Source organism: Ornithinimicrobium murale, assembly GCF_003352835.1.
In the GTDB taxonomy this organism is placed as follows: Bacteria; Actinomycetota; Actinomycetes; order Actinomycetales; family Dermatophilaceae; genus Ornithinicoccus; species Ornithinicoccus muralis.
The window spans coordinates 85,985-110,951 of record NZ_QLVD01000032.1; the positions used below are offsets into that span (position 1 = coordinate 85,985).

Annotated in this window: 23 protein-coding genes; 13 read left to right on the forward strand and 10 right to left on the reverse strand. The window is 68.4% G+C overall.

Annotated elements, in window-relative coordinates; translation table 11 throughout:
- Nucleotides 1-25 precede the first annotated feature (25 nt).
- The 5 genes from DPQ65_RS16560 to DPQ65_RS15800 all read left to right on the forward strand — a co-directional run bounded on the left by DPQ65_RS16560 (nucleotide 26) and on the right by DPQ65_RS15800 (nucleotide 5,811).
- Complete coding sequence (locus DPQ65_RS16560) at nucleotides 26-871, forward strand: sulfotransferase (RefSeq protein WP_420330100.1); 846 nt, start codon at nucleotides 26-28, stop codon at nucleotides 869-871.
- A 179-nt stretch (nucleotides 872-1,050) separates the two neighbouring features.
- Nucleotides 1,051-3,174 (forward strand): hypothetical protein, encoded by a 2,124-nt coding sequence (locus DPQ65_RS14510; RefSeq protein WP_162802276.1) that lies wholly within the window; start codon nucleotides 1,051-1,053, stop codon nucleotides 3,172-3,174.
- A gap of 90 nt (nucleotides 3,175-3,264) precedes the next feature.
- On the forward strand, nucleotides 3,265-4,032 hold the full coding sequence (locus tag DPQ65_RS14515) for a sulfotransferase family protein (RefSeq protein WP_162802277.1): 768 nt from the start codon (nucleotides 3,265-3,267) through the stop codon (nucleotides 4,030-4,032).
- On the forward strand, nucleotides 4,029-4,877 hold the full coding sequence (locus tag DPQ65_RS14520; RefSeq protein ID WP_114908068.1) for a sulfotransferase: 849 nt from the start codon (nucleotides 4,029-4,031) through the stop codon (nucleotides 4,875-4,877). The genes DPQ65_RS14515 and DPQ65_RS14520 overlap by 4 nt, the downstream gene beginning before the upstream one ends.
- Nucleotides 4,878-5,382: 505 nt before the next feature.
- Nucleotides 5,383-5,811 carry a glycosyltransferase gene (locus DPQ65_RS15800; RefSeq protein ID WP_162802278.1) on the forward strand — a complete coding sequence of 143 codons (429 nt, stop codon included), beginning with the start codon at nucleotides 5,383-5,385 and terminating at the stop codon, nucleotides 5,809-5,811.
- A gap of 77 nt (nucleotides 5,812-5,888) precedes the next feature.
- Here the strand turns inward: DPQ65_RS15800 and DPQ65_RS14530 are convergent, their stop codons facing one another.
- Nucleotides 5,889-7,799, reverse strand: coding sequence for a cell wall-binding repeat-containing protein (locus tag DPQ65_RS14530; protein ID WP_162802279.1), 1,911 nt, complete (start codon nucleotides 7,797-7,799; stop codon nucleotides 5,889-5,891).
- Between the two features lie 376 nt (nucleotides 7,800-8,175).
- Here DPQ65_RS14530 and DPQ65_RS14535 point away from each other — a divergent pair, with 376 nt between their 5' ends.
- Nucleotides 8,176-8,907 (forward strand): response regulator transcription factor, encoded by a 732-nt coding sequence (locus tag DPQ65_RS14535; protein WP_162802280.1) that lies wholly within the window; start codon nucleotides 8,176-8,178, stop codon nucleotides 8,905-8,907.
- On the opposite strand, the gene DPQ65_RS14540 is transcribed toward DPQ65_RS14535, so the two are convergent.
- The 4 genes from DPQ65_RS14540 to DPQ65_RS15920 all read right to left on the reverse strand — a co-directional run bounded on the left by DPQ65_RS14540 (nucleotide 8,902) and on the right by DPQ65_RS15920 (nucleotide 11,132).
- Nucleotides 8,902-9,534 (reverse strand): TIGR03085 family metal-binding protein, encoded by a 633-nt coding sequence (locus DPQ65_RS14540; RefSeq protein ID WP_114908072.1) that lies wholly within the window; start codon nucleotides 9,532-9,534, stop codon nucleotides 8,902-8,904. The genes DPQ65_RS14535 and DPQ65_RS14540 overlap by 6 nt on opposite strands.
- Before the next feature lie 4 nt (nucleotides 9,535-9,538).
- Nucleotides 9,539-10,108: a peptide deformylase gene (def, locus tag DPQ65_RS14545; protein ID WP_114908073.1), complete on the reverse strand. Its 570-nt coding sequence runs from the start codon at nucleotides 10,106-10,108 to the stop codon at nucleotides 9,539-9,541.
- A 78-nt stretch (nucleotides 10,109-10,186) separates the two neighbouring features.
- Nucleotides 10,187-10,924, reverse strand: a complete 738-nt coding sequence (locus DPQ65_RS14550; protein WP_162802281.1) for a PH domain-containing protein — start codon at nucleotides 10,922-10,924, stop codon at nucleotides 10,187-10,189.
- 40 nt (nucleotides 10,925-10,964) lie between these two features.
- Nucleotides 10,965-11,132: a hypothetical protein gene (locus DPQ65_RS15920; RefSeq protein ID WP_202863159.1), complete on the reverse strand. Its 168-nt coding sequence runs from the start codon at nucleotides 11,130-11,132 to the stop codon at nucleotides 10,965-10,967.
- 175 nt (nucleotides 11,133-11,307) lie between these two features.
- Between DPQ65_RS15920 and DPQ65_RS14555 the strand changes: the two genes are divergently transcribed.
- Together DPQ65_RS14555 and DPQ65_RS14560 are read left to right on the forward strand one after the other, a co-directional pair.
- Nucleotides 11,308-12,522, forward strand: coding sequence for a cation:dicarboxylate symporter family transporter (locus tag DPQ65_RS14555; protein WP_162802282.1), 1,215 nt, complete (start codon nucleotides 11,308-11,310; stop codon nucleotides 12,520-12,522).
- Nucleotides 12,509-13,570, forward strand: coding sequence for a threonine aldolase family protein (locus DPQ65_RS14560; RefSeq protein ID WP_114908076.1), 1,062 nt, complete (start codon nucleotides 12,509-12,511; stop codon nucleotides 13,568-13,570). Before DPQ65_RS14555 ends, DPQ65_RS14560 begins: the two co-directional genes overlap by 14 nt.
- Here the strand turns inward: DPQ65_RS14560 and DPQ65_RS14565 are convergent.
- On the reverse strand, nucleotides 13,505-15,361 hold the full coding sequence (locus DPQ65_RS14565; protein WP_114908077.1) for a hypothetical protein: 1,857 nt from the start codon (nucleotides 15,359-15,361) through the stop codon (nucleotides 13,505-13,507). The genes DPQ65_RS14560 and DPQ65_RS14565 overlap by 66 nt on opposite strands.
- Nucleotides 15,362-15,651: 290 nt before the next feature.
- Between DPQ65_RS14565 and DPQ65_RS14570 the strand changes: the two genes are divergently transcribed.
- From DPQ65_RS14570 to DPQ65_RS14585, 4 genes are read left to right on the forward strand one after another with little or no spacing between them, the layout of a single operon-like run.
- Entirely contained in the window at nucleotides 15,652-16,953 is a 1,302-nt protein-coding gene (locus DPQ65_RS14570) for a hypothetical protein (protein ID WP_162802283.1), read from the forward strand.
- Nucleotides 16,950-18,113, forward strand: a complete 1,164-nt coding sequence (locus DPQ65_RS14575; RefSeq protein WP_114908079.1) for a CbiQ family ECF transporter T component — start codon at nucleotides 16,950-16,952, stop codon at nucleotides 18,111-18,113. Before DPQ65_RS14570 ends, DPQ65_RS14575 begins: the two co-directional genes overlap by 4 nt.
- Nucleotides 18,110-19,873, forward strand: a complete 1,764-nt coding sequence (locus DPQ65_RS14580; protein ID WP_114908080.1) for an ABC transporter ATP-binding protein — start codon at nucleotides 18,110-18,112, stop codon at nucleotides 19,871-19,873. The genes DPQ65_RS14575 and DPQ65_RS14580 overlap by 4 nt, the downstream gene beginning before the upstream one ends.
- Complete coding sequence (locus DPQ65_RS14585; RefSeq protein ID WP_202863160.1) at nucleotides 19,870-20,904, forward strand: ECF transporter S component; 1,035 nt, start codon at nucleotides 19,870-19,872, stop codon at nucleotides 20,902-20,904. Before DPQ65_RS14580 ends, DPQ65_RS14585 begins: the two co-directional genes overlap by 4 nt.
- Nucleotides 20,905-20,923: 19 nt before the next feature.
- Here DPQ65_RS14585 and DPQ65_RS14590 read toward each other — a convergent pair whose 3' ends face one another.
- The 4 genes from DPQ65_RS14590 to upp all read right to left on the reverse strand — a co-directional run bounded on the left by DPQ65_RS14590 (nucleotide 20,924) and on the right by upp (nucleotide 24,775).
- Nucleotides 20,924-21,793: an alpha/beta fold hydrolase gene (locus tag DPQ65_RS14590; RefSeq protein ID WP_114908159.1), complete on the reverse strand. Its 870-nt coding sequence runs from the start codon at nucleotides 21,791-21,793 to the stop codon at nucleotides 20,924-20,926.
- Between the two features lie 89 nt (nucleotides 21,794-21,882).
- Nucleotides 21,883-22,659 carry a hypothetical protein gene (locus DPQ65_RS14595; protein ID WP_114908081.1) on the reverse strand — a complete coding sequence of 259 codons (777 nt, stop codon included), beginning with the start codon at nucleotides 22,657-22,659 and terminating at the stop codon, nucleotides 21,883-21,885.
- A gap of 68 nt (nucleotides 22,660-22,727) precedes the next feature.
- Nucleotides 22,728-23,876 (reverse strand): pyridoxal phosphate-dependent aminotransferase, encoded by a 1,149-nt coding sequence (locus DPQ65_RS14600; protein WP_114908082.1) that lies wholly within the window; start codon nucleotides 23,874-23,876, stop codon nucleotides 22,728-22,730.
- Nucleotides 23,877-24,136: 260 nt separating this feature from the next.
- A complete protein-coding gene (upp, locus tag DPQ65_RS14605) occupies nucleotides 24,137-24,775 on the reverse strand; it encodes a uracil phosphoribosyltransferase (RefSeq protein WP_114908083.1) in 639 nt (212 codons plus the stop codon).
- On the opposite strand from upp, the gene DPQ65_RS15805 reads away from it, so the two are divergent.
- Complete coding sequence (locus tag DPQ65_RS15805) at nucleotides 24,774-24,953, forward strand: hypothetical protein (protein WP_162802284.1); 180 nt, start codon at nucleotides 24,774-24,776, stop codon at nucleotides 24,951-24,953. The two genes, upp and DPQ65_RS15805, sit on opposite strands and share 2 nt — an antisense overlap.
- Nucleotides 24,954-24,967: the final 14 nt, after the last annotated feature.

The following is a 24,967-nucleotide window of genomic DNA, read 5'->3' on the forward strand; positions in this document are numbered from 1 at the left end:
CGCAGTCCGGGATGCCGCGCCAGCCATGCTGAGGAGGCTGGGTCGATCGACCTACGTTGAGGTGGGGCGCCGATCTGCACCCTTCCGTCTGACCCCGGACTTCATTTTGATCGGTGGCCAGCGCTGTGGAACGACCTCGCTATTCCGTGCTCTCATGCAACATCCGCAGGTCGTCCGACCGACGTTCCACAAGGGGATCAACTACTTTGACGTGCACTATGACCGAGGGGAAGCATGGTATACCGGGCACTTTCCACTAAGCGCGGTAGCGCGCAGGAAAGTTCCTCAAGGGTCCAAGCCAGTAGCCTTTGAAGCAAGTGGCTACTACATGTTCCACCCATTGGCCCTAACTCGCATCGCTCGGGACCTACCAAAAGTTAGACTGGTCGCTATGCTGCGAGACCCGGTAGAGCGTGCATTTTCCGCCTGGAAGCATGAGAAGGAGCGCGGTTTCGAGACAAAGGATTTCCTTGCTGCCCTAGGCCTAGAGGAGTCGCGGCTCGCAGGCGAGGCTCAGCGTATGATATCCGACCCGACGTACCGGAGTTTCTCCCACCGGCATCACGCCTATCGCGGAAGGGGAGAGTACTTGTCCCTGCTTGCGCCGACTGCCCTGACTCTTGGGCGTCATCAGATGCATATAATGTATAGCGAGGACTTCTTTAGTGACCCACTGGGGGAATTTTCGAGACTGGCCGAATTCCTTGGTATTAGTCGGTACGACCTGACTCGGTTCGACCGTTACAATGCGCGACCTAGCACGTCCATGCCCCAGCGGGCCCGCCAGGAGTTGACTGAGCATTTCGCTCCTAGCAGGGACGCCCTAGAAGCTTTCGTCGGGCGCCCCGCACCATGGCCGTCACTGGAATGACCGTGTCCAGCCAGGGCTTAGCTGAGACTACCGCGGAGGACGGATTGGGCACTGCCTCGGGGCTTCCTGAGGCTCGCGCGCGGCCTGGCGGCACCCGGTCACCGTGGCGCCTGTGGAGCTCTGACTGGCCGTTCGTTGTCATCTTCGCTGGGCTCCCCCTCTGGTGGGTCCTCGGTCTGGTGCAGGTCTCATTCTTCGCCTTGGCGATCCCGATGCTGGTCCATCTGCTGCGGAGACGCGATGTGCTGGCGCCACCTGGCATCGGGCTCTGGATCCTCTTCTTGGCATGGGTCCTTGGCGGTGCCCTGCTGCTCCAGGTCGACGCGCCCGGGGCGATCCCCAGTCAAAGTTCAATGAGATACCTGACGTTCCTCTTCAGGTTCGGCTGGTATGTCATCGGGACCATTGCGCTGCTATACGTCGTGACCCTTCGTGGTTCCCTCTCGACTCAACGGATCGCTCACGCAGTAGGCTGGATGTTCTTGGTCCTCGTCGCTGGAGGACTGTTGGCCGTCATTGTCCCCACGCTCGAGTTCCCCTCGCTCCTGGAGTTGTTGCTTCCCGGCAGCATCGCCGCCGACGGCTTCGTCAGAGGGCTGATCCACCCGCAGGTGGCCCAGATACACACCTTTCTCGGGTACGCCGAGGCCCGGCCAAGTGCCCCCTTCGCATTTACGAATGAGTGGGGGTTGTGTATCGCGGTCACCGCTCCCTTTTTCGTGGTGTCTTGGTGGCGTCGAGGCGGGTTATCCAGGTTAGCTGTTCCTATTGTGGTCGCGTTGGCCGCGATCCCAATTGTGTCCTCTCTCAATAGAGGCCTGTGGCTCGCTCTTCTGAGCATGCTTATATTCGCTGCCGTGCGTATCGGGCTAAAGGGTCACATCAATGCTCTATTCCTGATGATGGGTTCCTTGGTGGTCGGCTTCTTCGCCATCGCATCGTCTTCCTTCGGTGACTTGATTGTGGAGCGAATCAACACGCCTCATAGTAACGAGGGGCGAACAAACCTCAGCCTCTTAGCAGTAGACAGCGCCTTTCGTGGATCCCCTTTCCTCGGGTTTGGGACCACCCGTGATGTACAGGGAAACTTCTCAAGTATCGCCGGCGGGGCTACTAGCTTGTGTCCGGCGTGTTCGCCACCTGCGCTGGGCACCCAAGGACAGCTGTGGCTCCTGATCTTTGGTGCCGGATTCGTCGGAGCCCTCCTGTTCCTGAGCTTCTTCATCGGGCAAGTTCTCAGACACCTGCGAGACGCCTCTAGCTACTCGATCGCTGCGGCATGCTCGATCTTGGCGAGCTTGGTAACCATGCCGGTGTACAACTCAGTCGGACCAGCAATCTTTATCTGCTTGATCGCGGTCGGTGTGATGCACCGCGAGGGAGTGCGGGTTCGAAAGTATCGGTTGGTGGACCTTTTTACCTGCCTCCGTCGAAATGTCGTCCTGATAGTGGTGTGTGCATTGGGTGGAGGTTTGGTGGGGGCGGGAATCCAGGCTATGGCTGGCGTGCCCACGGCAGTCACCTATTCCGTCCTGGCCCCCAGAAATCTCACCGTGGGTCCGATTGATGCCAGGCCACTGTCCATGGACAGCGAAGCCGCGCTTGCCCGATCGGGCGCTGTTCTCGGAGCTGTCGCGGCTGCCACGGGTGCCGACCCTGGGGACGTCGTTGATGAGCTGCAGATCACCGCGGACCCCAACACGCGCATCCTTAACATTACATACACCCATCCCGACGCTGACGCGGCTTCCCACGGTGCGGAGGCGGCTGTTGCCGCGTTCATCGAGTTGCGTGACGAATTGGCACCAGGCCTAGGAGTCTCCTCGGGAGTGGCCCAGGTCCTGAGGGTCGACCCTCCAGTGCGAGCGACCGGGCCATGGCTGGTCGCCATTGTGAGCGGGCTAATGCTGGGTGCCACTGGAGGCTCGCTGCTCGCCCTGCACGTCAATCGCCGCATCGGCCGAAGGCGGATGGCACGCATGACGGGGTTGGTCATTCCAACTTTGGCTCGAATACCGGTCGCCGAAGGTGTGGGTGCAACCCCGTCCGGGATGCGCGAGTGTCGGCGCGTCCTGGGCTCCTACGAGCCCGTCTGCGCGGTTCTCGCAGATGAGGAGCAACCAGTTGCGGTGCGGCTCGCAGAGACGCTCAGCACGACAGCCACTGACACTGGCGCGCTTTCGGGGACACGGGTGCTCATCGTTGCCTCGAGCGCCTCGAAGGCCAGCAGCATTCAGCGGTTGCACCTGACCTGTTCGTGGGCTGGCCTTGTTCCTGTCGGAGTGATTCTCATTGAGGAGTGAACGGTGACGGCATTCAGAGAACGCCTTCCAGGGGGTCAGAGTAGTGACCGGGCACACCCGTCGTCGGTGAAACCAACTCGGCTCATCTTCGTGGGTGGACTGCACCGCAGCGGCACGACGCTGCTCGGTCGCATGCTGGCGGACCATCCAGACATCTCGGGCTTCGAGGGCACGGGCGTACTGGAGGATGAGGGGCAGCATCTTCAGTCTGTCTACGCGCCCGCACGTCATCACGGGGGGCCTGGCCGATTCGCGCGCAGGCCAGCGTCGCACCTGACAGAGGTTCACGAGTCGGAGAGCACCGTTTTGGCCCAGCAACTGCTGGCAGCCTGGACCCCGCACTGGGATACGCGCCGAGATTTCCTTGTGGAGAAGTCGCCGCCCAACATGCTGATGGGCCGATATCTCCAATCTATCTTCCCAGGAAGTGCCCTTATCGTGATTTTGCGACATCCGCTCGTGGTGTCGTTGTCGACTAAGAAATGGACTCGGACAACCAGCCTTCCGAACCTTGTCGATCACTGGTTCCATGCGCATGACATCCTTCGCAGGGACGCGTCCAACCTCCGGAGGTTGCATGTCATTCGCTATGAGGATTTGATGGCAGCCCCTGCCGAAGCACTCCAGGGCATCCGTCAGTTCTTAGGTCTAAGGTCTGATTTGGCTACCGACCGCTTGGAGCCCGCACGTTCCAACCGCTATGTCGAGTCTTGGAATCGAATGGAGCAAGGGTCGCGCTTGGAGCGCCTGCGTCGACGTAGAATCGAAAAACTATTTGGTGATCGGATGCAGGAGTACGGTTATGACATTGACGACCTTACACGGCTGATGTCCTGGGACTTCCGGGAGATGCGATGAAGCCGCAGCCGATTCTTGTGACAGGAATGCCGAGGTCGGGAACAACTTGGCTCGCCAGAGAGCTCGCACGTTCCCCGCAGGCCGCGCTCACCGGTCGTGAGCCTATGAACCCGAGAGGTAGGCAGTATGCCCTCGGCGGCACCCTCAGCGGTTGGACGCGCCTGACCACGCCCACACAGCGTCAGAAGTTTCTTTTGCGGCAGGCGTTCGCAGGTCTCAACCCATGGGTGTACAGCCGGTACGGCTATCACCAGTGGTGGGCGCCCCTGCCCTGGGTTCGAGTGATTGTCAAGGACCCATTCGCCATGCTGTCTCTCCCAGCCATAACGGAGACCACAGACGCTCGTGTGGTGCTCGTATACCGGCATCCTGGGGCGGTTCTGGCGAGCTTTCGCCGCATCGGCTGGGCGCCGGACCCGGAGGAAGTGCGGAAATTGGAGAACCTCTCAAGTCCAGTCGGAGCGCTGGCACAGCCAGAGACTGACCTCCACCTCATCGCCCGGATGTGGACCGTGCTGCATCAGCTCGCCCTGGAGGATCTGGACGGCCCTGTAGATGGCATCGTCGTGTCCCACGAGAAGTTAGCCTGCGGCGGGTACGTTGGGCTCCACCACTTAAGGACGCGCCTTGGTCTTGCCCTGCCAGGCGAACGACCCGAAGCGGAAGCACCCGCCCAGGGCGATATGACACCCGACTCGGGGCGACTGCACAATCTTGATCGCGATCCGAAGACCGTGGCTCGTGCCTGGCGGGACACAATCCAGCCGGGCGAGTTGGCATGGCTCGAGGACACCTGCGGTAGCTTGCTCGCTAACCTCAACGGGCGCGAGTTTCATGTCTCGTGATGACGGAATGGGTGCTCCTGCGTTGGCTGTGGCCTCGCCCGGGGGGCACCTAGACGAGTTGTACGCTCTCGTGCCACGGTTTGTTGCCTCAGGCACGGAGGTGGTCTGGGTCACGGCTGAAACCGCCCAATCTCGCTCCCTTCTCGCTGGGGCTACCGTTGAATGGGTGCCTGAGGTCGGCGCTCGGCAAGGCCTGCGTGCGGCCCGGACCTTCCCGGGCGCGGTCATGCTGGTCAGGAGGCACCGTCCTGCACTGGTGGTGTCGACTGGGGCGGCATTGAGCGTGCCGTACTTGGTTGCTGCGCGGTTCAGCAGCATCGCAACGCACTTCATCGACAGTGCTACCCGCCTGTCAGGACCCTCCCTTACCGGACGACTTGCTGAGCGGGTTCCGGGGGTCCACCTGTACTGCCAGGGTCCTTGGGAGAATGGTCGGTGGCAAAGGACCAGCGGAGTGTTCAGCGCTTTCAGAGTGGAGCCGCGCCCAGAGGGAGTAGTGCGTCGCGTGTTGGTGACCCTGGGGTCCGAGCGGTTCCCGTTCTCGCGCGCCGTGCGGGTGGTCGCCCGTTCGCTGCCGCCCGACGCGGAAGTGGTCTGGCAGTTGGGCCATACCCAAGCTCCCTCGGACCTCCCCGGAACCGTGCACCAATGGTTGCCCTTCGACGACATGCGCAGCGCCGCCGAGAATGCGGATGTTGTGATTACCCACTGCGGCGTCGGATCAACTCTGATGGCGTTGCGTGCGGGCAAGTGCCCCGTGGTGTTTCCCCGTCGAAGCAAGTTCTCAGAGCACGTGGACGACCATCAGGAGGAACTCGCTGGGGCTCTGGCGGCGTCAGGTCTGGCCATCGTTGCCGGATCCAACCCCAAGAACGTGCGAGATCTGATCACCAGGGCCGCAGCACAGAATGCAGTGCCGTTCAGCCCAGGATGAGCTACGTCACCAGTGAAGCCCAGGGGCGGTTGGCCGGTGCACATGGCACCGGCCAACCCGTCCCTGGCTGTTCGCAGTCAGTTCTGCAACTCCGCCATCGCTCGGGCGTAGGCCTCGCGAGTCTGCGGCATGCTCTCCATGGTGTAGTCGCCCCGGGGGCCAGTGTTGCTGTGGAAGTAGGTGATGAAGGAAAGTCCGAGTTCTTCCGCGGCCGCTGGGGCCTTGTCCCAGAAGGCGGCGCCCTTTGCATCTGAGTGGCCGTTATGGAAGCCGGTCTCACAGAGGCCGAGCTCCTTGCCCTGACCCCACGCTTGGTCGTCGAGCCAGTTCTTGAAGTCTGACCACAACTCAAGGGGCGTAGTGTCCGGCGAACGGCTTGCGTTGATGTAGGGGTCCCAACAGATGACATCCACGTACTCGTCCCCAGGATACATCTCGGACACGATGTCCTTCTGCGTTCCGCCTACCCAGTACGTGAACTGCACCTCCGGGGCCTCCTCCGCGAGGATGGAAGCCATGCGCTGGGTGGCCTTTCGGTAGTCGGCAGCTGTCCAGTCACCAGGAATCTTGCCCTGCTTGAACTTGACGTCCGGCTCGATGTCGAACGAGAACCGGATATCGCCATTCAGTTCCGACAGTGCCTGCCCCCACTCCCGGATCTCGCTATCGTGCTTGCCGGCGGCGATGTTGGGCCACGACATGTAGGACGTCGGGCCACCCTTCTTGTAGTTCTTCGAGGCCATTCCCAACTGCAAGGTCATGCCGCCTGCGAGGCGCTCCTTGTCACGGGAATTCGGCCAGTTGGGCCCAAACTGGCCAGATGTGTAGTAGGACGTGCCGTGGCCGAGGTCCAGTCCGCCCACCAGGTCGCTGAACTCGTCGTCAGCGGAGTCAGCCATTCCGTTCCAGGACCCAGCGCTGGTGCCATTCGCTGGAGGCTCAGGCGACGGCGGGGGGGTCCCAGGGTCTGCCAATGCTCCGACAACATCCTCGGAGACGGCTTGTGGTCCACCAGCGACGAAGATGCGATTGGGCTCAAGGTGGTTGAGCGCCTCACGGGTGCCATTCGCAATGCGGTCGGCCGGTGTGAGGACAACAGGAACCTCGTCGCGTGCTGCGAGGGCGCTCAGCACCAGGGCATCGGCGTAGTCCGCACCAGAGGCGACGTAGCCGGGAGTGAGATCGGTGGAGAACTCCTTCGCTACCGCAGCCGAGGTCTTGTAGCGGTCCTCTCCGGCGACACGGTGGTAGTCCCCGCTCGTGGAGTATGCGGCTGCGTCCTTGGCCACCGCATCGCTAATCGCCTTCGGACCGCCAACGACCACAACCTGGTCGGGGGCGAGACGCTGAAGCTGGTCGGCGACCACGGAAGGGAGTTGTCCGGGCTTGGTGAGCAGCAAGGGCTCGTGCTCGGCGCCAGCGACGGCTGCCGCCGAGAGCGCGTCGGGATAGTCCGCGCCGCTGGCGAGGAAGACCCGGTCACGGTTCTTGGTGTATTGCGCCGCAATGCGCGCGGACGTGGCATACCGATTATCTCCGGTCAGGCGCTCGACACCTTCGCCTCCTGCGTAGGAGCTGAGCTCGGAGAGGACCGTGTCGGACACGGAGCCCTCGCCACCGACGACCGTGATGCGCTTGGGCTGAAGGCGTTCGAGGGCGTGGACGGTCTGGCTGGGCAGGTGGTCAGACTTCGTCAGAAGGACCGGGGCACTGAAGACGCCGGCGCGCGAGGCGGCAACCAGTGCGTCGGGGAAGTTGTGACCGCTGACGACGTAGACGCGCTTGTCGCTGGCCGACCACTGGGCGGACACCTCGGAGGCGGTCGCATAGCGGTTCTTCCCGGCCAGGCGCTCGACGGTGACTGCTGACGGAGACTCGGCGGGCGGGGTTGAGGGCGAGTCATCGCTGGGGCTGGCGACAACAGGGGCAACGCTGACCGTGGCGGCCAGCGCAATGGCGCTCAGGATGCTGAGGGCACTTCGGGGCATGGGGAAACTCCTGCACACATCGGGGGATCTCTCCATGGTGGAGGCCCCGCGCGTGCGCAACCGCTGGTTGAGACGAACCCGGAGGCGACTTTTGACCAAGGGTTGAGCAGCCAGCCAGTCTCAGCGAGCCAATCGTGAGGAACTTGGAGATTCCACTATGTGGCCGACCGCACACCTCGCCAGACCGTGGATTCTGCGGCGATCCCAAACCCCTGTTTCGCGGCAGTCAGGCCACTCTAGCCGCGCCATCGCGCGAGAACTGCCGCGTTGCTGTTGCAAAAGGCAATGGTTGGGTAAGATTATGGTAAAGATTCTCCCAACAGCGAGGGGCCTCGCCGAGTGACTTGGCGCTGTTGGAGCCCTTGAGGAGATGTCGATGCGCCCGATCGCAGTGCTTCCGTCCACTGCTGGGCACGCGACTGCCCAGATGGTGTTCCAGGTGCTCATGCAGCAGCGCCTGGAGTATGACGTGCTGTCCACCGCCGAGTTCACCCGGACCCACCGGGCCAACCGGTCCTCCATGGTGGTGGCGCTGGTTCGCGGCCTCGACATCCCGGCCATCGAGTTGGTGCGTGGCCTGCGCGAGCAGCTGGTGCCGACCTTCCTGGTGGCCGAGCAGCTCAGCGAGACCGATGAGGTCACCCTGCTGCACTCCGGTGTCTATGACGTGGTGCGCGCCTCCGCCTCGTCCCAGTTGATCGGAGCGCGCCTGCGCTCGATGTTCCACCACGTCCACGAGGGCGAACCGGCCCGCACGCCCTACCAGTTCGCCAATGTGACCGTGCGCCCCGACCACCACGAGGTCCATGTCGACGACCGGCCCGTGCCCGTCACCCGGACCGAGTTCCGGCTGCTCGTCGTGCTGGCACAGCAGCAGGACCAGGTCGTCAGCAAGGACGTGCTGGCCGAGCTGTTGGGGGACTCCCGCCGGATGGCGCCGCACGCCGTCGAGAGTCACGTCAGCCGGCTCCGCAACAAGATCACGGCCGCTGGCGGGCCGCGGCTGATCGAGTCGGTGCGCGGTGTGGGCTACCGGCTGCGCACCCCCGGCAGCAACGGGACCAACCCTTCACGCCGCAGCGGTGGTCCGAGCGTCGCTCACCTATAGCGCGCCACGCAGCGCGACGACTGCCTCGGCCGGCCCGGTGACCTCGACCTCGGCCACCCGTGCTCGACCGAACAGCGCCAGCAGCAACTCACCGGGAGCCCCGGTCAGGACAGCGGTGCCGACGCCCGTCGGGCCCTTCACCGCCGAGCGGCCATGCCCCGGCGCCACCAGGACCAGGCCGGTGGGCAGGCGGCGAGCCAGCAGCTTGGCCACCGTGGTCAGCTGCCGCCACAGGGCCGCCTCAAGGTCCGGGGACACCTCGCGGTGCGGGCCCACCTGCCCCTCGCCGCGCAGGACGTCCTCGTGGTGGATGAAGAACTCGCTGAGGTTGGCGACCTCGTCGACGAAGGGCGCCCGGGTCGGCGACCACGCGGGCGGCCCGGTCCGCACCAGGTGCACCAGCTCGGCCCACGGCCTGGTCGCATAGGACTCCATCCCGCGCTCCAACCTGGGCGCCAGGAACGGCACGGCGGCGCCGACGGCCAGGTCCGGTCGGGAATCGCGGATCACCAGGTGGGCAGCGAGCTCCGCCGTCGACCACGGGTCGCACAGGGTCGGTGCGGCCGGCCCGACACGTTCGAAGGTGTCGCAGAGGGCCTGGCGCTCGGCGGCGGCGTGAGCGGTCATCGGCTCAGACGTCCTCGGCCTTGGCGGTCTCGGGGTTCCACTTCTTGACTCCCCGGTCGGCCCAACCGCGATCCAGTGCCGCCTCCCGTGCCTGGCGCTTGATCGGCCCCATCAGCCGGTCGACATAGACGGTGCCGTCCAGGTGGTCGGTCTCGTGCTGCAGACAGCGGGCCAGCAGCCCCTCACCCTCGATGACGACCTCGTTGCCGTCCAGGTCGGTGCCGGTCACACGGGCGCGCGGGTGGCGGGCCAGGGGGAAGTACTCGCCGGGCACCGACAGGCAGCCCTCGCCGTCCTCATCCTCGTCCAGCGGTGACGGGGTGCCCAGCCGCTCGAGGCTCGGGTTGATGACCACACCGCGGGCGTTGGGCTCTCCCGGGACCGGGCAGTCATAGACGAAGATCCGCAGCCGCACCCCCACCTGGTTCGCGGCCAGCCCCACGCCGTCGGCCGCTTCCATGGTCTCGAACATGTCGGCCACGAGGGTCCGGACCTCGTCGGTCACCTCGCGCACGCGCCGGGTCGGCTGGTGCAGCGCCGGGTGGCCGAGGACAGTGATTTCGCGGACGGTCACGAGCGGGCTCCTCTAGACATGACAACGGTCTGGTGCCCGTCGATCCTAAGGGGGAGGCGCCCCCGGCCCGGCACTCTGTCAGTTGCGCTTGGGCCGCGGGATGGGACCGGTGATGTCCGGGTCCTCCCACTGACCCACCGGGGCATAGAAGGCGGCGTCCTCGTGGGAGACCTCCCAGGCCGGCCCCTCCTCCTGCTCGTCGACCTGCTGGTGGGCGGGCTCCGCCTGGTCGTCGGTCCGCTCCCACCGGTTGTATGCCGAGGTGCCGGTCTCTGGGGCGCCCTCGCCGAAGGGGTCGTCCTCCGGGTCGCGGCCCTCCGGGCCGAAGATGGTGTCGCAGATCCGGCGGTAGGTGTCGTCCGGCTCCGGGACCCAGTTGATCTCCCGCATTGCCTGATCCTGGCCGGCGGACTCCATGATGAACTGCCCGTAGCCCAGCACCCGGCCCAGCGGCGAGCGGGCATAGTTCATGTCGGTGACCTTGCGCAGGGGCATCATGGCCACCTTGTGGGTGATGAGGCCGTAGGTCATCAGCAGTCGTTTGTCCGTCGCCACGAACCACTCGTTGCGCCACTCCAGCGCCTTCCACAGCAGCCGCAGCACCACGGCGAACCACAGCCACCAGGCGACCAACGGCAGGACACTCGCCTCGGGCGGGGCGTTGGCCGACAGCCACGAAGCCGCCAGCAGCCCGGCCAGCGTGGTCAGCACGGGCTCGATCATCCGGCCCCAGTGGTGCCGGATCGCGACCACGACCCGCTCGTCCCCCAGGACGTAGCGGTCCAGGATCCGGCTGTGCACACGCCTCTCGCGCACCGGGCTCACCGGCTCACGGGGACGCGGGGAGGGCGCATCGTCAGTCGATGAGCGAGTTGAAGAACTGGCCGATGTTCTTGAAGCCGGTGGCGATGATGTCCCAGATCGCCTGGACGATGTCGGCCGCCCGCTCCGGGCTGGTGATGATCGCGTAGACGATGAACCCGAACAGCAGCCAGATCAGGATCTGCTTGATGTTCTTGGGCATCGGGACTCCTCGGGCGTGGGCAGACAGTCGGTCACACTCGCCCAGCATCATGGCAGGCGCCCGGACACCCGCCGGTGCGCCACGCCGCCCGGAACGACAGCAGGCCGTCGCACTGCGGTGTCAGGGGGAGTGCTAGCCTCCCGATCGGTCGGGGGCTTCCACTCAAGGAGCGATCGTGAAGTTTGGTCTCTTGCCCCGGATCATCGTGGCCATTCTCGTGGGAGTGGGCCTCGGGCTCATCCTTCCCGACCCGGTCCTGGGCCTCACCGAGTCCTTCCGGACACTCCTCAGCGGCCTCCTGAAGTTCTTCATCCCGCTCATCGTGCTGGCCTTCATCGGCGCTGGGATCGCGGACTTTCGTGGCAAGGTCGGCCGTCTCCTGTCGACGAGCGTGATCCTCGCCTACCTGGACACGGTCCTCGGCATCGCGCTCGCCGTGCTCGTGGCCATCCTGGTGATCCCGAGGATCACCAACCAGGGCGACCCGTCGCAGGGAGGCGCCGAACTGCCGGACCCCTTCTTCGAGATGGTCATCGACCCACCACTGGCGATCCTGACCGCGCTGCTGCTGGCGTTCCTCCTCGGCATCGGCGCCACGTGGGACTCCTCCACCGTCATCCGCAACGGGCTACTCCAGTTCCGCGACATCGTGCTGTGGTCGATCAAGGCCATCGTGCTGCCGGTCATCCCGTTCTTCATCGGGTTGACCTTCATCAAGCTCGCCGCCGAGGGCGAGATCTTCAGCAACATTCCCGTCTTCCTCGGGATGTTCCTGCTCATCGTCGTGATGCAGTGGGTCTGGCTGGCCATCGAGTATGGCGTCGCTGGGGCGATCTCCCGGCAGAACCCCCTGCGGATGATCAAGGCCATGATCCCGGCCTACTTCACCGGCATGGGCACCATGTCGAGCGCGGTGACGATGCCGGTGGCCCTCAAACAGGTCCACTCCTCCAAGATGATCGACGACGACGTCACGGACTTCGCGATCCCCCTCTTCAACACGGTGCACCAGTCGGCCGCCGGGATCGGCATCGGGGTCGCGGCCATGACGGTGTCGGTGCTGACGACCGGCAGCCTGCCAGACGCCGGCTCCATCGTCGCCTTCGTGATCCTGCTGGCCGTCATCGAGGTAGGGGCGGTCGGCATCCCGGGTGGTTCGATCCTCGCCTCGCTGGGCATCCTGCAGAGCACCCTGGGCTTCGGTGAGGCCGAGATCGGCCTCATGCTGACCCTGTTCGCCATCCAGGACAGCTTCGCGACCGCCGGCAACGTGACCGGCGATGGCGCCCTCACCATGATCGTCAACAAGTGGTTCGGCAAGGACACCGCAGGTCGCAAGGCCCTGGCCGGCCAGCAGGAGCAGGAGGAGCCCGTTGATGTCCGCGACTGACCAGGGCGAGACGCGCCACATCGATCTGCGCAGCGACACCGCGATCCAGCCGACCCCGGCGATGCTGGAGGCCGTGCAGGCGCTGGGCTTCCGCGACGACCTCCTGCGGGAGGACGAGTCGACCAACGCCCTCGTCCAGCAGACGTGCACGGTGCTGGGGACGGCCGATGCGGTGCTCACCCCCTCCGGGACGATGTCCAACCAGATCGCCGTCATGGCGTTCACCTCGCCGGGGGAGGAGGTCATCCTCGGACCGGCCTCGCACGTCCGCAACCTCGAGAGTGCCGGACTCGCCGCCAACGCGGGCGTCCAGATCCGCTGCATCCCCGTCGACCGGGGGACCTATGACACCGACGCCCTGGCACGCGAGCTGCGCGCCAGCAGCCTGCAGGTCGCCCGCACCGGGCTGATCAGCCTGGAGGCGACCTATGACCTGAACTCCGGCTTCGTCACCCCACTGGAGAACTACCGGGACATCCGGCGCATCGCCGACGAGCACGACGTCCCCGTCTTCCTGGACGGTGCCCGGCTGTTCAACTCCGCCCACGCGCTCGGCGTGGACCCCCGGGAGATCGCCCAGCACGTGCACGCGGTGCAGTTCTGTCTCAACAAGGGCCTCGGTGCGCCGTTGGGGTCGATGCTCGCCGGGAGCCAGGCCTTCATCGAGCGGGCCCGTCGGCTGCGTCAGCGGCTGGGCGGCGGGATGCGGCACACCGGGTGGCTGGCCGCACCGGGTCTGATCGCGCTCCAGGAGTGGCAGGACACGATCGCCGCCGACCACCGGGCTGCCCAGCAGGTCGCCGAGCGGCTCGACTCCGTGGTCGGCCTCACGGTGGTCAACCGGCCCGTCGAGACCAACATCGTCTCCCTGCAGGTCGACCCGGCGGTCCTGTCGATCGACGCCTTCATCGAGGCCCTCATCGCCCGGGGCGTCTACGTCAAGCGCATCGGCGATGACCGGGTGCGACTCGTCACCCACCGCTCAGCGTCGACCGACGACCTGGAGCGCGCCTGCACCGCGATCGAGCAGACCGTCCGCAGCGCCTAGGCCTCCACTGGCGGTCGAGCCCCACCGCCAGACCACAGTCTCCGCGCGCTGCGCCACCACGCGGAAGTCGTCGGGGAAGGCCAGGTCACAGGTGCCCAGCGCGGTCCGCAGCAGCTCCCGGTCCTCGGCCGCGCCGGGCACGGCGGCACCGGGGTCGACCACGAACAGCTCCTCGGGCGGGTGCGTGCGGCAGGCCTCGACCACGGAGCTCGCCCAGCTGGTGCCACGCCACGGGCTGGCCCACCCGCTCCGGTTGAACACGAAGAGGTGCCCCGGCGAGGCGATGGCGACGGCCGGCACCCCCGCCGCACCCTGCTCACGCGCCACGGCAGCCAGCCAGTCCGCCTCCTGCGTCTGCTGCTGCTCCATCCGTATGCCGGACAACTGGGGGACCGAGGTCGGTGCGCCCTGGGAGAGATAGGGCGTGGTGCGGTAGGGGTGGATGAGCACGTCACCGGCCACGTGCCCAGCGGTCAGGACGAGCACCAGCCCGCCGAGGAGCACCGGTGCGCCCCGCACCACCGGGTCCGCTGCACGGGACAGCAGGCAGAGGGCGGTGCCGAGCAGCACCGCCCACACCGTCGTCGCGAAGAGCGTCTGGCCCCAGATCCCGTTGTTGGTGCCCGCCGCCGCCAGCAGCGGTGTCGCGAGCGCTAGTCCGACCACCAGCACCGGACCGGGGGACTGGGGAGGGCGCTGACCGGAGAGCGCCGAGCGGTCCGGAGAGCGCACGCCCCGCCAGCGGACCAGGGCCAGCCCGAGCACGCCCCCAGACCCCAGGAACGCGGACAGCACCCCGAGGGTGTCCCACGACCCGCTCGCCGGCGAGAGCAGCAGCCCCAGCACGACGACGACCGGCAGGAGCCAGGCCAGCGCCACGACGCGGCGGCCCGCGGGGCGGAGCACCAGCAGCGCCAGCACGGCCAACAGGGCCAGCGGCACCGACAGGGCGCACGCGGTCCGCAGGGTCGCCCACAGATAGGTGCCGAGCACGACCGGGACCGAGTGGTCGGTCACCTCCTGGGCGCGGACATCGACCAGGAGCCCGGTCGCCTGGCGCACGGTGTCGACCACGGGCACGCCGCACGCCACCAGCAGCGCGAGGCCCAGTACCATGCCGGCGAGCACCGTGAGACCCCGCAGCCGCCGCGAGCACCCGGGCACCGGCACGGCGACCGCGAGCAGCAGCAGCGGCACCCAGCCGACCCCGGTCGTGAACTTGGCGATCACCAGGGGCGGGAGCAGGAGGCCGGCGACCAGCCAGACCAGCAGCCGGCGTCGAGGTGGACCTGGTGCGGGCACGAGGCCGAGCGCGAGGCACGCGCACAGCAGCTGGCCGAGCCAGGACGACAGCTCGTTGTAGCCCAGGTAGCGGGGCGGATAGCTCCACGCCAGCAGGGTGCCGGCCTGCGCGAGGAGCAGGACCAGCCACCACTCCCGGCGCGCCAGTGGCCTGCCGAGGCGGGCGAGCACCCGGCCGGCCGTCCAGGTCAGCACACCCGCCAGCGCCAGGTAGCCGACCAGGCGCAGCACCCGGAACACCAGCACCCGTTCACCGACCGCCTCGAACACCGGGTGCAGCAGGTGCTGGAACCCCCAGGCCTCCCCGACGGCGAGCCGGTCGCTGGCGATCATGGTGTAGACGAAGGCCTCGTCAGTCCAGTCGAACCCACGGTTCAGGCTCGCAAGCACCAGGCCCAGCGCGACCAGCACCGCGAGCCCACCGAGCGCCAGGTGGGCGGGATGCCAGGAGCGCGCACCCCGCCCGCAAGTCTGCTGCGCCCCGGACATGCGCAGATCGTCCCATCCCCGGCGCCGGTGGAGGGCGCACGCGCGAGGGTGTCGGCGGGCCGTCCGGTGCTACCCTCAAGACATCCCACGACGCTGCAGGGGAAGCCGGTCCGAGTCCGGCGCTGACCCGCAACGGTAGGCCGCCCATCGCAGGCGGCGAGCCCGATCATCCCGCAGCCGAGTTGGACTCCACGACACCCGCCGAGGATTGCGGGCCGGAGTCCGGGCGCCGGCAGTCCCGCGGTGTCCGGCCGGTCCGGTCACCGGCCAGAGACCAGGAGCCGCCCGCGATGCGCATCACCACCCAGGCCGTATGCCGCGTGCTCGCCGTGCTCTCCCTGGTCGCCGCGGGCCTGTGGTCACCTGCCCTGGCCTCCGCGAGCCTGGCCTCCGCGAGCCTGTCCCCGCAGAGCCCGTCCCCGCAGAGCCCGTCCCCGCAGAGCCCGTCCCCGCAGAGCGCGTCACCCCAGGGCCCGTCCCCGCAGAGCTATGCGGGGCCCTGCACCGACGACCTCGGCGTGACGGTTGTCGTGGACTTCCAGGGCCTGGGCGGTTCCACCGTCGTGCGCTGCGCCGAGGGCAGCGGGGGCCAACCGTTCCAGGGCAGCGGTCTGGAGGCCTTCCAGGCAGCCGGCCTCCAGCTGGCCGGCACCAACCAGAACGGGCTGTCGGTCATCTGCCGGGTCAACGGCCGCCCGGCTGCCGACGAGCCGCTGCCGGTCCAGGGGGACGAGGGCTACACCGAGCAGTGCGTCCAGATGCCGCCGGACGGTGCCTTCTGGTCCTACTGGCAGGCCGACAACGGCGGCAGCTGGACGTTCAGCAACCTGGGCGTCGCGAGCAGCACCGCCCGCGCCGGCGGTTTCGAGGCGCTGTCCTTTGCCCTGAACTCCTCACGGGGCACGGCGCCCCGCACCGCGCCGAGCCGGCCCGCTCCCGAGCCGTCACCCGCTCCGGAGCCGCCGCCCACGCAGGAGCCCGAGCCCACGCAGCCGCCGGTTGAGCCCGCACCGGAGCCGACGCCGCCGCCGTCCCAGCAGCCCAGCCCCCCGCCGGGCACCAACCCGCCGCCCGCGCCGACATCACCGTCCCCGGAGCCCGACCCGTCGCCCACGACACCGGAGCCACCCACCACGCCCGGCCCGAGCGATGAGTCGGCGTCACCGACCTCCACAACACCAGGAGCCAGCGGCGGGACCTCCGGCCAGGAGGGCACCAGCGGTTCGGCGACCGCCCAGGACGCCCCCGAGACCTCCTCCGCGAGCAGCAGCGCCGAGGCAGCGGGGGACGACGCCACCGACACCGCGGGCCCGGACACACCGGCCGATGGTGCGGCCGTGACCAGCGGGCTAGGCGACCCGAACGAAACGGCCGCCGGCGCGGACGACTCCGCCGACGGCGCGGACGACTCCGCCGCCGACACTGACGACTCCGCGGCGAGCGAGCAGTTCACCTCCGACCCGTCCCAGCAGGGCGGTGGAGCCGGCGCACTGTGGGTGACGGTCGGCATACTCCTGGTGTTGGGGGCCCTGGCCTTCCTGGCCTCGCGGCGCCGCCGTGACCCAGGGATCACCCACCAGGTCGACCCGTGACGCTGAGCCCGGCCCTGCGCTGGCGCGCCTATCACCTGCCGCGGACCCTGCACCCGGCTGCGTGGTGGGTGTGGGCCCTCGGGCTGGCCGTGGCCGCCAGCCGCACCACCAACCCGCTGCTGCTGGCGCTGATCCTCGCCGTCGCGTGCACCGTCGTGGTCGCGCGTCGGGGCGATGCGCCGTGGGCGCTGGCTTTCCGGCTCTATCTCTATGTCGGCGCGTTCATCGTCCTGATGCGGGTGGCCTTCCGGGTCGTCTTCGGCGGCAACACAGGCGGCACCATCCTGTTCACCCTGCCGACCATCCCGCTGCCGGACTGGCTGGCCGGCATCCGGCTGCTCGGCGCGGTCTCGGCCGAGTCGGTCCTCGGGGGCTTCTATGACGGGCTGCGGCTGGCCACCATGATCGTGTGCATCGGGGCGGCCAACGCCCTCGCCAACCCCAAGCGCCTGCTCAAGACCGTCCCCAGCGCACTCTATGACGTGGGCTCGGCCGTCGTCGTCGCGCTGTCGGTCTTCCCCCAGCTGGCCGAGTCGGTCCAGCGCGTGCGGCGCGCGCGACGGCTGCGCGGCGGCTCGGGCCGGGGGCTGCGGGCACTGCGCGGCATCATCATCCCGGTCCTGGAGGATGCCCTCGACCGGTCGCTGCTGCTGGCCTCGGCGATGGACTCCCGCGGCTACGGGCGTTCGGCGCAGGTGCCGCGGGGCACCCGGGCGCTCGCCGGGGTGTGCACGCTGGTGGGCCTGGTCGGCGTCTGCGTCGGGATCTACGGCGTGCTCGACGGCACGGCGCCGGCCGCTCTCGGCCTGCCGATGCTGGTGCTCGGCCTGGCGCTCGCCGCCGGGGGCTTCATCCTGACCGGGCGCCGGGTGCAGCGCAGCCGCTATCGCCCCGACTCGTGGGGCCTGGCCGAGTCCGTGGTGGCCGGCTCGGGCATCCTGGTCGGGCTGCTGCTGTCCGTGCTGCTGTCGGTCGACCCGACCAACCTGCACCCCTCGCTCTTCCCACTGTCCTGGCCCCAGGCCGAGCTGCCCGTGGTGTTGGCGATCCTGGTCGGCGCGCTCCCCGCGGTGCTGGCCCCGCCGACACCGCTGACTGCCGAGGAGCTGCGCACCGCCATGCCCCGGCGCGCACCCGAGCTGGTGGAGGCCGGCCGATGATCCGTTTCGAGGACGTCTCGGTCACCTATGTCGGGGCCGACCTCCCGGCCCTGCGCCATGTCGACCTGGAGCTGCCCGAGGGCGAGCTGTCCCTGGTCGTCGGGCGCACCGGCGCGGGCAAGTCGACGCTGCTGCGGGCCATCAACGGGCTGGTGCCGCACTTCACCGGTGGGCACCTCGAGGGCCGGGTCACCGTCGACGGCCTGGACACCTGCGACCACCCGCCGCGCGAGCTGGCCCATGTCGTCGGCATGGTCGGCCAGGACCCGCTCGCCGGCTTCGTGACCGACACGGTGGAGGAGGAGCTGGCCTACGGGATGGAGCAGCTCGCCGTCGCCCCGGACGTGATGCGCAAGCGCGTGGAGGAGACCCTGGACCTGCTGGGCATCGCCGAGCTGCGCCGCCGCCCGCTGCGCACACTCTCGGGGGGCCAGCAGCAGCGCGTGGCGATCGGCTCGGTGCTCACCATGGGGCCACGCGTGCTGGTCCTGGACGAGCCGACCTCCGCCCTGGACCCGACCGCTGCGGAGGAGGCCCTCGCGGCCATCACCCGGCTGGTCCACGACCTGGGGATCACGGCCGTCGTCGCCGAGCACCGGATGGAGCGCGTCGTGCAGTATGCCGACCGCGTCGTCCTCCTCCCCGGTGACGGCGTGGTGGTGTCGGGTGAGCCGGCCGCGGTGCTGGCCGACTCACCGGTCGCGCCGCCCGTGGTCGAGCTGGGCCGCGTCGCCGGTTGGTCACCGCTGCCGCTGTCCGTGCGCGACGCTCGTCGCGTCGCGGGCCCCCTGCGCGAGTCCCTCCGACCGGGCGCGCCGTCGCCCGGGATATCCACCGACCGGGCGCCCGGTGAGGTGACTTCTTCCCCGACCGAGCGCGTCGGCGCCGGGGGTTTCACCCCGACCGAGCGCGTGGGCGCCGGGAGTTTCACCCCGACCGAGCGCGTGGGCGCCGGAGATTCTGGGCGACCGAGCGCGTCGGCGCGCGGTCCGGCGCTCCTGGCGCGCAAGGTCGTGGTCCGCTATGGCGACGTGCTCGCGGTCCGCGGCGTCGACCTCACTCTTGAGTCCGGCACGGTGACCGCACTGATGGGTCGCAACGGCTCCGGCAAGTCCTCTCTGCTCTGGGCGCTGCAGGGCTCGGGCCCGCGCCACTCCGGGACCGTCGAGGTTCAGGGTCAGGACCCGGGTGCGGTCTCCGCCAGGGTGGCGCGTGAGCTGGTCGGACTGGTGCCGCAGTCGGCCTCCGACCTGCTCTACCTGGAGACCGTCGACGCCGAGTGCGGCGCCGCGGACGAGGAGTCCGGGCGCGATGTGGGCACGACGCGGGCGCTGCTGGACCGGATCGCTCCGGGCATCGTCGGCGACCGGCACCCGCGTGACCTGTCCGAGGGGCAGCGACTCAGCCTGGTCCTGGCCGTGCAGCTCGTCGCGGCGCCGGACGTGCTCATGCTGGATGAGCCGACCCGCGGGCTGGACTATCGCGCCAAGGACGAGCTGGCCCGGATCGTCGGCGAGCTCGCCGCCACGGGGAAGGCCGTGGTGGTCGCGACCCACGACGTGGAGTTCGTGGCCACCGTCGCCCAGCGCGCCATCGTGATGGCCGAGGGCGAGATCGTCGCCGACGGCACCGCCGCCGAGGTGATCGGCGCCTCGCCGATGTTCGCGCCACAGGTGGCCAAGATTCTCGGCCAGCCCTGGCTCACGGTGAGTCAGGTGATCGAGGCGCGCCTCGGCATACTCACCGGGGGTGTCGGATGAGCGCCACGGCGGCACCGCTGCCGCGGCGGCGGGCAGGCGCCAACCGGGTGGCGGCTGTCCGGATCGGTCCGCGGTCGACGCTGGCGATCGCCCTGGTGAGCCTGGTCGGGCTGGCGATGTTCCTGTGGCCGCTGTTCATCCCCGCCCAGCCGACCGTGGTGCAGCACACGGTCGACGCCCCGTTCGTCTTCATGGCCGTGCTGCCGATGCTCGTGCTGATCGTGCTCGCCGAGATCAGCGAGGGCGGCATGGACTCCAAGGCCCTGGCGATGCTCGGCGTGCTCTCCGCGGTCAACGCCGCGCTGCGTCCGTTGGGCGCGGGCACGGCCGGGATCGAGGTGGTCTTCTTCGTGATGGTGCTCGCCGGGCGGGTCTTCGGGCCGGGATTCGGCTTCGTGCTCGGGTGCACCTCGATGTTTGCCTCGGCGCTGCTGACCGCAGGTGTCGGGCCGTGGCTGCCCTTCCAGATGCTGACCTCGGCCTGGATCGGACTCTTCGCGGGTCTGCTGCCCCGGAGGGTGACCGGCAAGGCCGAGATCGCGATGCTGGCGGTCTATGGCGTGGTCGTGGCGTATCTGTTCGGCGCCCTGATGAACATGTGGTTCTGGCCGTTCGTGACCGGCGTCCAGGTCTCTGGTGTCGAGGGGTCGCTGGGCTATGAGCCGGGTGCCCCGGTCCTGGAGAACCTGCACCGCTTCCTGATCTTCACCTTCTTCACCTCGACCCTCGGCTGGGACACCGGGCGCGCAATCACCAACGCGGTGCTCATCCTGCTGGTGGGTCCCGCCCTGCTGGCGACGCTGCGGCGGGCGAGTCGTCGTGCGTCGTTCGGGGTGCGGGGCACGTTCGGGACACGTGACATTGGTGCGCCAGGGGACACCAGCCGACCCACTGGTGCGCCAGGGGGCACCAGCCGACCCACTGGTGCGCCGGACGACACCAGCCGACCCACTGGTGTGCCAGGGGACACCAGCCGACCCACTGGTGTGCCAGGGGACACCAGTGTCACGTCGCCGAGCAAGGGCCCGTGACGGGGCCCGTCCCGCTGGGTCAGTCAGCCTCCGCAAGCACCGCGCGCAGCCGGACCGCGAACGCGCCGGCCTGGCCAGGCCACGGCCCGTCCTCGGCACTGAAGCCACCGTGGTGGCTGGGGAAGACAGTGGCTTCCTGACCGAGCAGTTCTGCCGTGTGGGTGGCCATCCGTCCGGTGAGCATCCCCTGGGACTCCTCCCCGACGGCGATCAGCACGCGAGTCGGTGCCGCGCCGATCACCTGGGGGTCGGGGCGGAACTCGCCGACCTCATCGGACCGGTTGGACAGCAGCGGGTCGTCGCGGGAGCCGTCGTCCTCGGTCGGCATCCCGAACTGTGCCGGGTCCGGCGGGGGCTGGTCGAAGTAGTCGTCGGTGAACTCCCCCTGCCACATGGTCATCGCGACAAAGGCGGCCATGCCGTGGCCCCAACCCTTGGCCTGATAGAGCGCCTGCACCTCATCCGATGCCCGCTGGGCCGCCGCTGCGTCCGGGAGCACGTGGTTCAGGGGTGGCTCGTGTGCCACCAGGGTCCTCACGTCCTCGGGGTATGCCGTGACGAGGGCGAGTGCTGTGATCGCACCGCCGCTGCTGGCGAACATGTCGACCGGTCCCGCGTCGAGGTCCCGGATCACGGCATGGACGTCGCCCGCCTGGACGGTGGCCGACTGTGTGTCCAGACCATCAGACCGGGTGCTGCGTCCCAGTCCGCGGGGGTCGTAGGTCACGACCGTGCGCTCGGGGAAGTGGGACGCGAGGGCATAGAAGCCGCCGGCGTCCATCGGTTGGCCGATCATCACCAGCGGTCGTGAACCGTCAGTGGTGGGGAGCTCGCCGTGCACGTCATAGGTGATCTCGGCGCCCTCGGTCTGGAGCGTGTGGGTGGTCATGGTCATGGTGCTGTAGACCCTTCGGCTCCCCGGAACTCATCGATGCTGCGCAGCCCAGGGCACGAGATGTCGCCCTGGCAGAACGGGCATCACCCCAGGTGGAGCAGGTGCAGCCCGGCGCCGGTCACGTGCGGCACCCCCTGGAGTACCGGGTAGAGGTGCGGGTCGTCGACGTGGCCGTCAACGGTCAGATCCTGTGCGCCAGTGCGCGCGAGAACGCCGACGACAGCGCGCAGGCAGGTGTCGACGTCCTCCAGCCCGTGCGGGACATCGGGCGCCACGGCCTCGCAGCAGACAAGCCAGCCGTCGTCCTCTGCGAAGACAAATCCGTGCGCACTAGGCCGCCCGTCGCGCACGACCAGCACACTGCGTGACCGGTCGAGCTCCTCGGCCATCATCGGCGCGAAGATCTTGCGTGCCGCCTGCCGGTCGGCCACCGGTGACCAGCCCTCGTGGACCCACACGTAGAAGTCGGTCCACAGGTCCAGGACCGCGTCGTCCGACAGACCGGTCAGGTCCGTGATCTCGAGCCCGGTCGGGACCGGCCGGCTGGCCCAGGCGAGATTGTCCGGGTCGGTGCAGTCGATGTCCGAGGGTGGGACGATCTGGTATGCCGTGGCGCCGGCCTTCGTGAGCCACCGGTGCCTCGTTGTCCTGGGCTTCGCCTTGGCCGCGACAGGCACACCGGTCGCCACGGCCAGTGCCGTGGCAAGCCCACGCAGTGTGGGGGAGGGCACGGACTCCTCGGCTTCCAACCAGGTGTGGGTGGTGTGCAACCGGCTGAGCCGCGCTGTGGCGGTGGCCCCGGTGGGGGCCGTCGCGGTCCACCGGGTGCCTGGTTCGGTCTCCTCGACGGTCACCTTCACGTCACGACTCTACGGAGGAGTGGGCGGTCCGATCTACTACAAGAATGCGGACGGGGCGGTCCGATCCACTACAAAAATTGGTGGAGCCGGTCCAGCGCCTCGCCGATCTCTGCGGTGCCGCCGGCGAAACTCAGCCGCATCCACTGGTGACCGTGCGCTGTGTCGAAGTCCACGCCCGGCGTCAGCGCCACACCGGTGGCTGCCAGCACCTCCTGGCACCAGCGGAGCGAGTCGTCGGTGAGGTGCGAGATGTCGCACCAGGCATAGAACGCGCCGTCCGGCGGCGCAAAAGAGGTCAGTCCCAGCTGAGGCAGGCGACGCAGCAGCAGGTCCCGGTTCTCGGCATACCGCGCGACGTGGCCCTCCAGCTCGACCCGCGCCTCGGTGGAGAAGGCGGCCAGCGCGGCATACTGCGTGATGGCCGGAGGGCAGATGTTGAGGTTGCCGGTCAGCACCTCCATGGGGCGACGCAGCCACTCGGGCACGATCGCCCAACCCAGGCGCCAGCCGGTCATCGAGAAGTACTTGCTAACCGACCCCACCACGACCGCCTCCCGGCTGGTCTGCCAGGCGCTCGCGACCGGGCGGCCGTAGGTCACGCCGTGATAGATCTCATCGCTGATCAGCAGGCACCCGACCTCCTCGCACCAGCGGGCAATCGCGGCCAGCTCGTCGGCGTCGATCACCGTGCCAGTCGGGTTCGCCGGGCTCGCCACGATCAGGCCTTTCGGTGGCTTCGGCAGTGCCTCGAGCATCGCCACGGTCGGTTGATAGCGGGTCTCCGGACCACAGTCGAGCTCGAGCACCTCGCAGCCGAGCGCGGCCAGCGTGTTGCGATAGGCCGGATAGCCGGGCCGTGTCATCGCGACCGTGTCGCCGGCCTCGAACGCCGCCAGGAACAGGGTGGTGAACGCGCCTGAGCTGCCGGTCATCACGATCACGTCGGCGGGGTCGACCTCGATGTCGTAGGCCTGCCGGTGGTGCGTGGCGATGGCCTCCCGGAGCGGCAGGATCCCCGTCGACTCGGTGTAACCCAGGACCTCGCCGGAGAGGGCCGCAACTGCTGCCTCGCGCACGGCCTGCGGTGCCGGCGTGGAGGGCTGCCCGGCGCACAGGAAGATGGCATCGCCATGGGTGCGCTGCCGCTCGGCAGCGGCCGCCAGCACCTCCATGACGTGGAAGGGCTCGACGTTGCTGCGGGAGGACGGGGTGGCCATGACGGCAACCTATCCGGGGCGGCTGCGCTGTGCCGAAGGGGTGCGCGCCGGATGGCTCTGCATTCGTCGGCAGCGCGCCCCCCCGGTTCTGCATTCGGGGTGCAATACGGCACCAGATGCAGAGCACAGAGCGGGAGCCGCACCAGATGCAGAGCGGGAGCCGCACTAGATGCAGAGCGCAGAGCAGGAACCGGTACCAGATGCAGAGCACGGAGCGGGAACCGCACCAGATGCAGAGCGCCAGGTCCTCAGGCCACGCCTCAGATCACGCCATAGAGCCGGTCGCCCGCATCGCCCAGTCCCGGCACGATGTAGCCCTGGTCGTTGAGACGCTCGTCGATCGACCCGGTGACCAGGGTGACCGGCGGGGTCAGGGCGGACAGCTCCTGCCGGCACAGCTCGATGCCCTCCGGCGCGCTGAGCAGGGTGATGGCGGTGATGTCGTGGGCCCCGCGCTCGGCGAGGAAGTGCACCGCCGCGGCGAGGGTGCCGCCGGTTGCGAGCATCGGGTCCAGGACGTAGCACTGCCGGTTGGACAGGTCGTCCGGCAGGCGGTTGGCGTAGGTGGTCGCCTCGAGGGTCTCCTCGTTGCGAACCATGCCGAGGAAGCCGACCTCCGCGGTGGGCAGCATGCGCATCATGCCGTCGAGCATCCCGAGCCCGGCGCGCAGGATCGGCACGACGAGGGGCTTGGGGGTGGCCAGGTGGATGCCCGTCGTCGGCCCGACCGGCGTCTCGATGTCGAACGGCGCGACCCGCACCTCACGCGTGGCCTCATAGGCCAGCAGCGTCACCAGCTCGTCCGTCAGGCGACGGAAGGTGGGGGTGTCGGTCCGCTTGTCGCGCAGGTAGGTGAGCTTGTGGGCGATCAGCGGGTGGTCGGCAACGTGGACGCGCATGCCCCGAACCTACCGCGGGGGAGTCACCCACGACGACCTCGTAGGCGGAGTGCTCACCCAGGTGCTCGCGCCTCCGCCGCCGGGCCACCGCTCCGTGCGCCATCGGGTCGCCGGCCGGTCCGCCATCGGGTCGCCGGCCGGTCCGCCTCCGCTAGAATGGATCCGGCGCAGTGCGTGATCGCATCGCCGCGG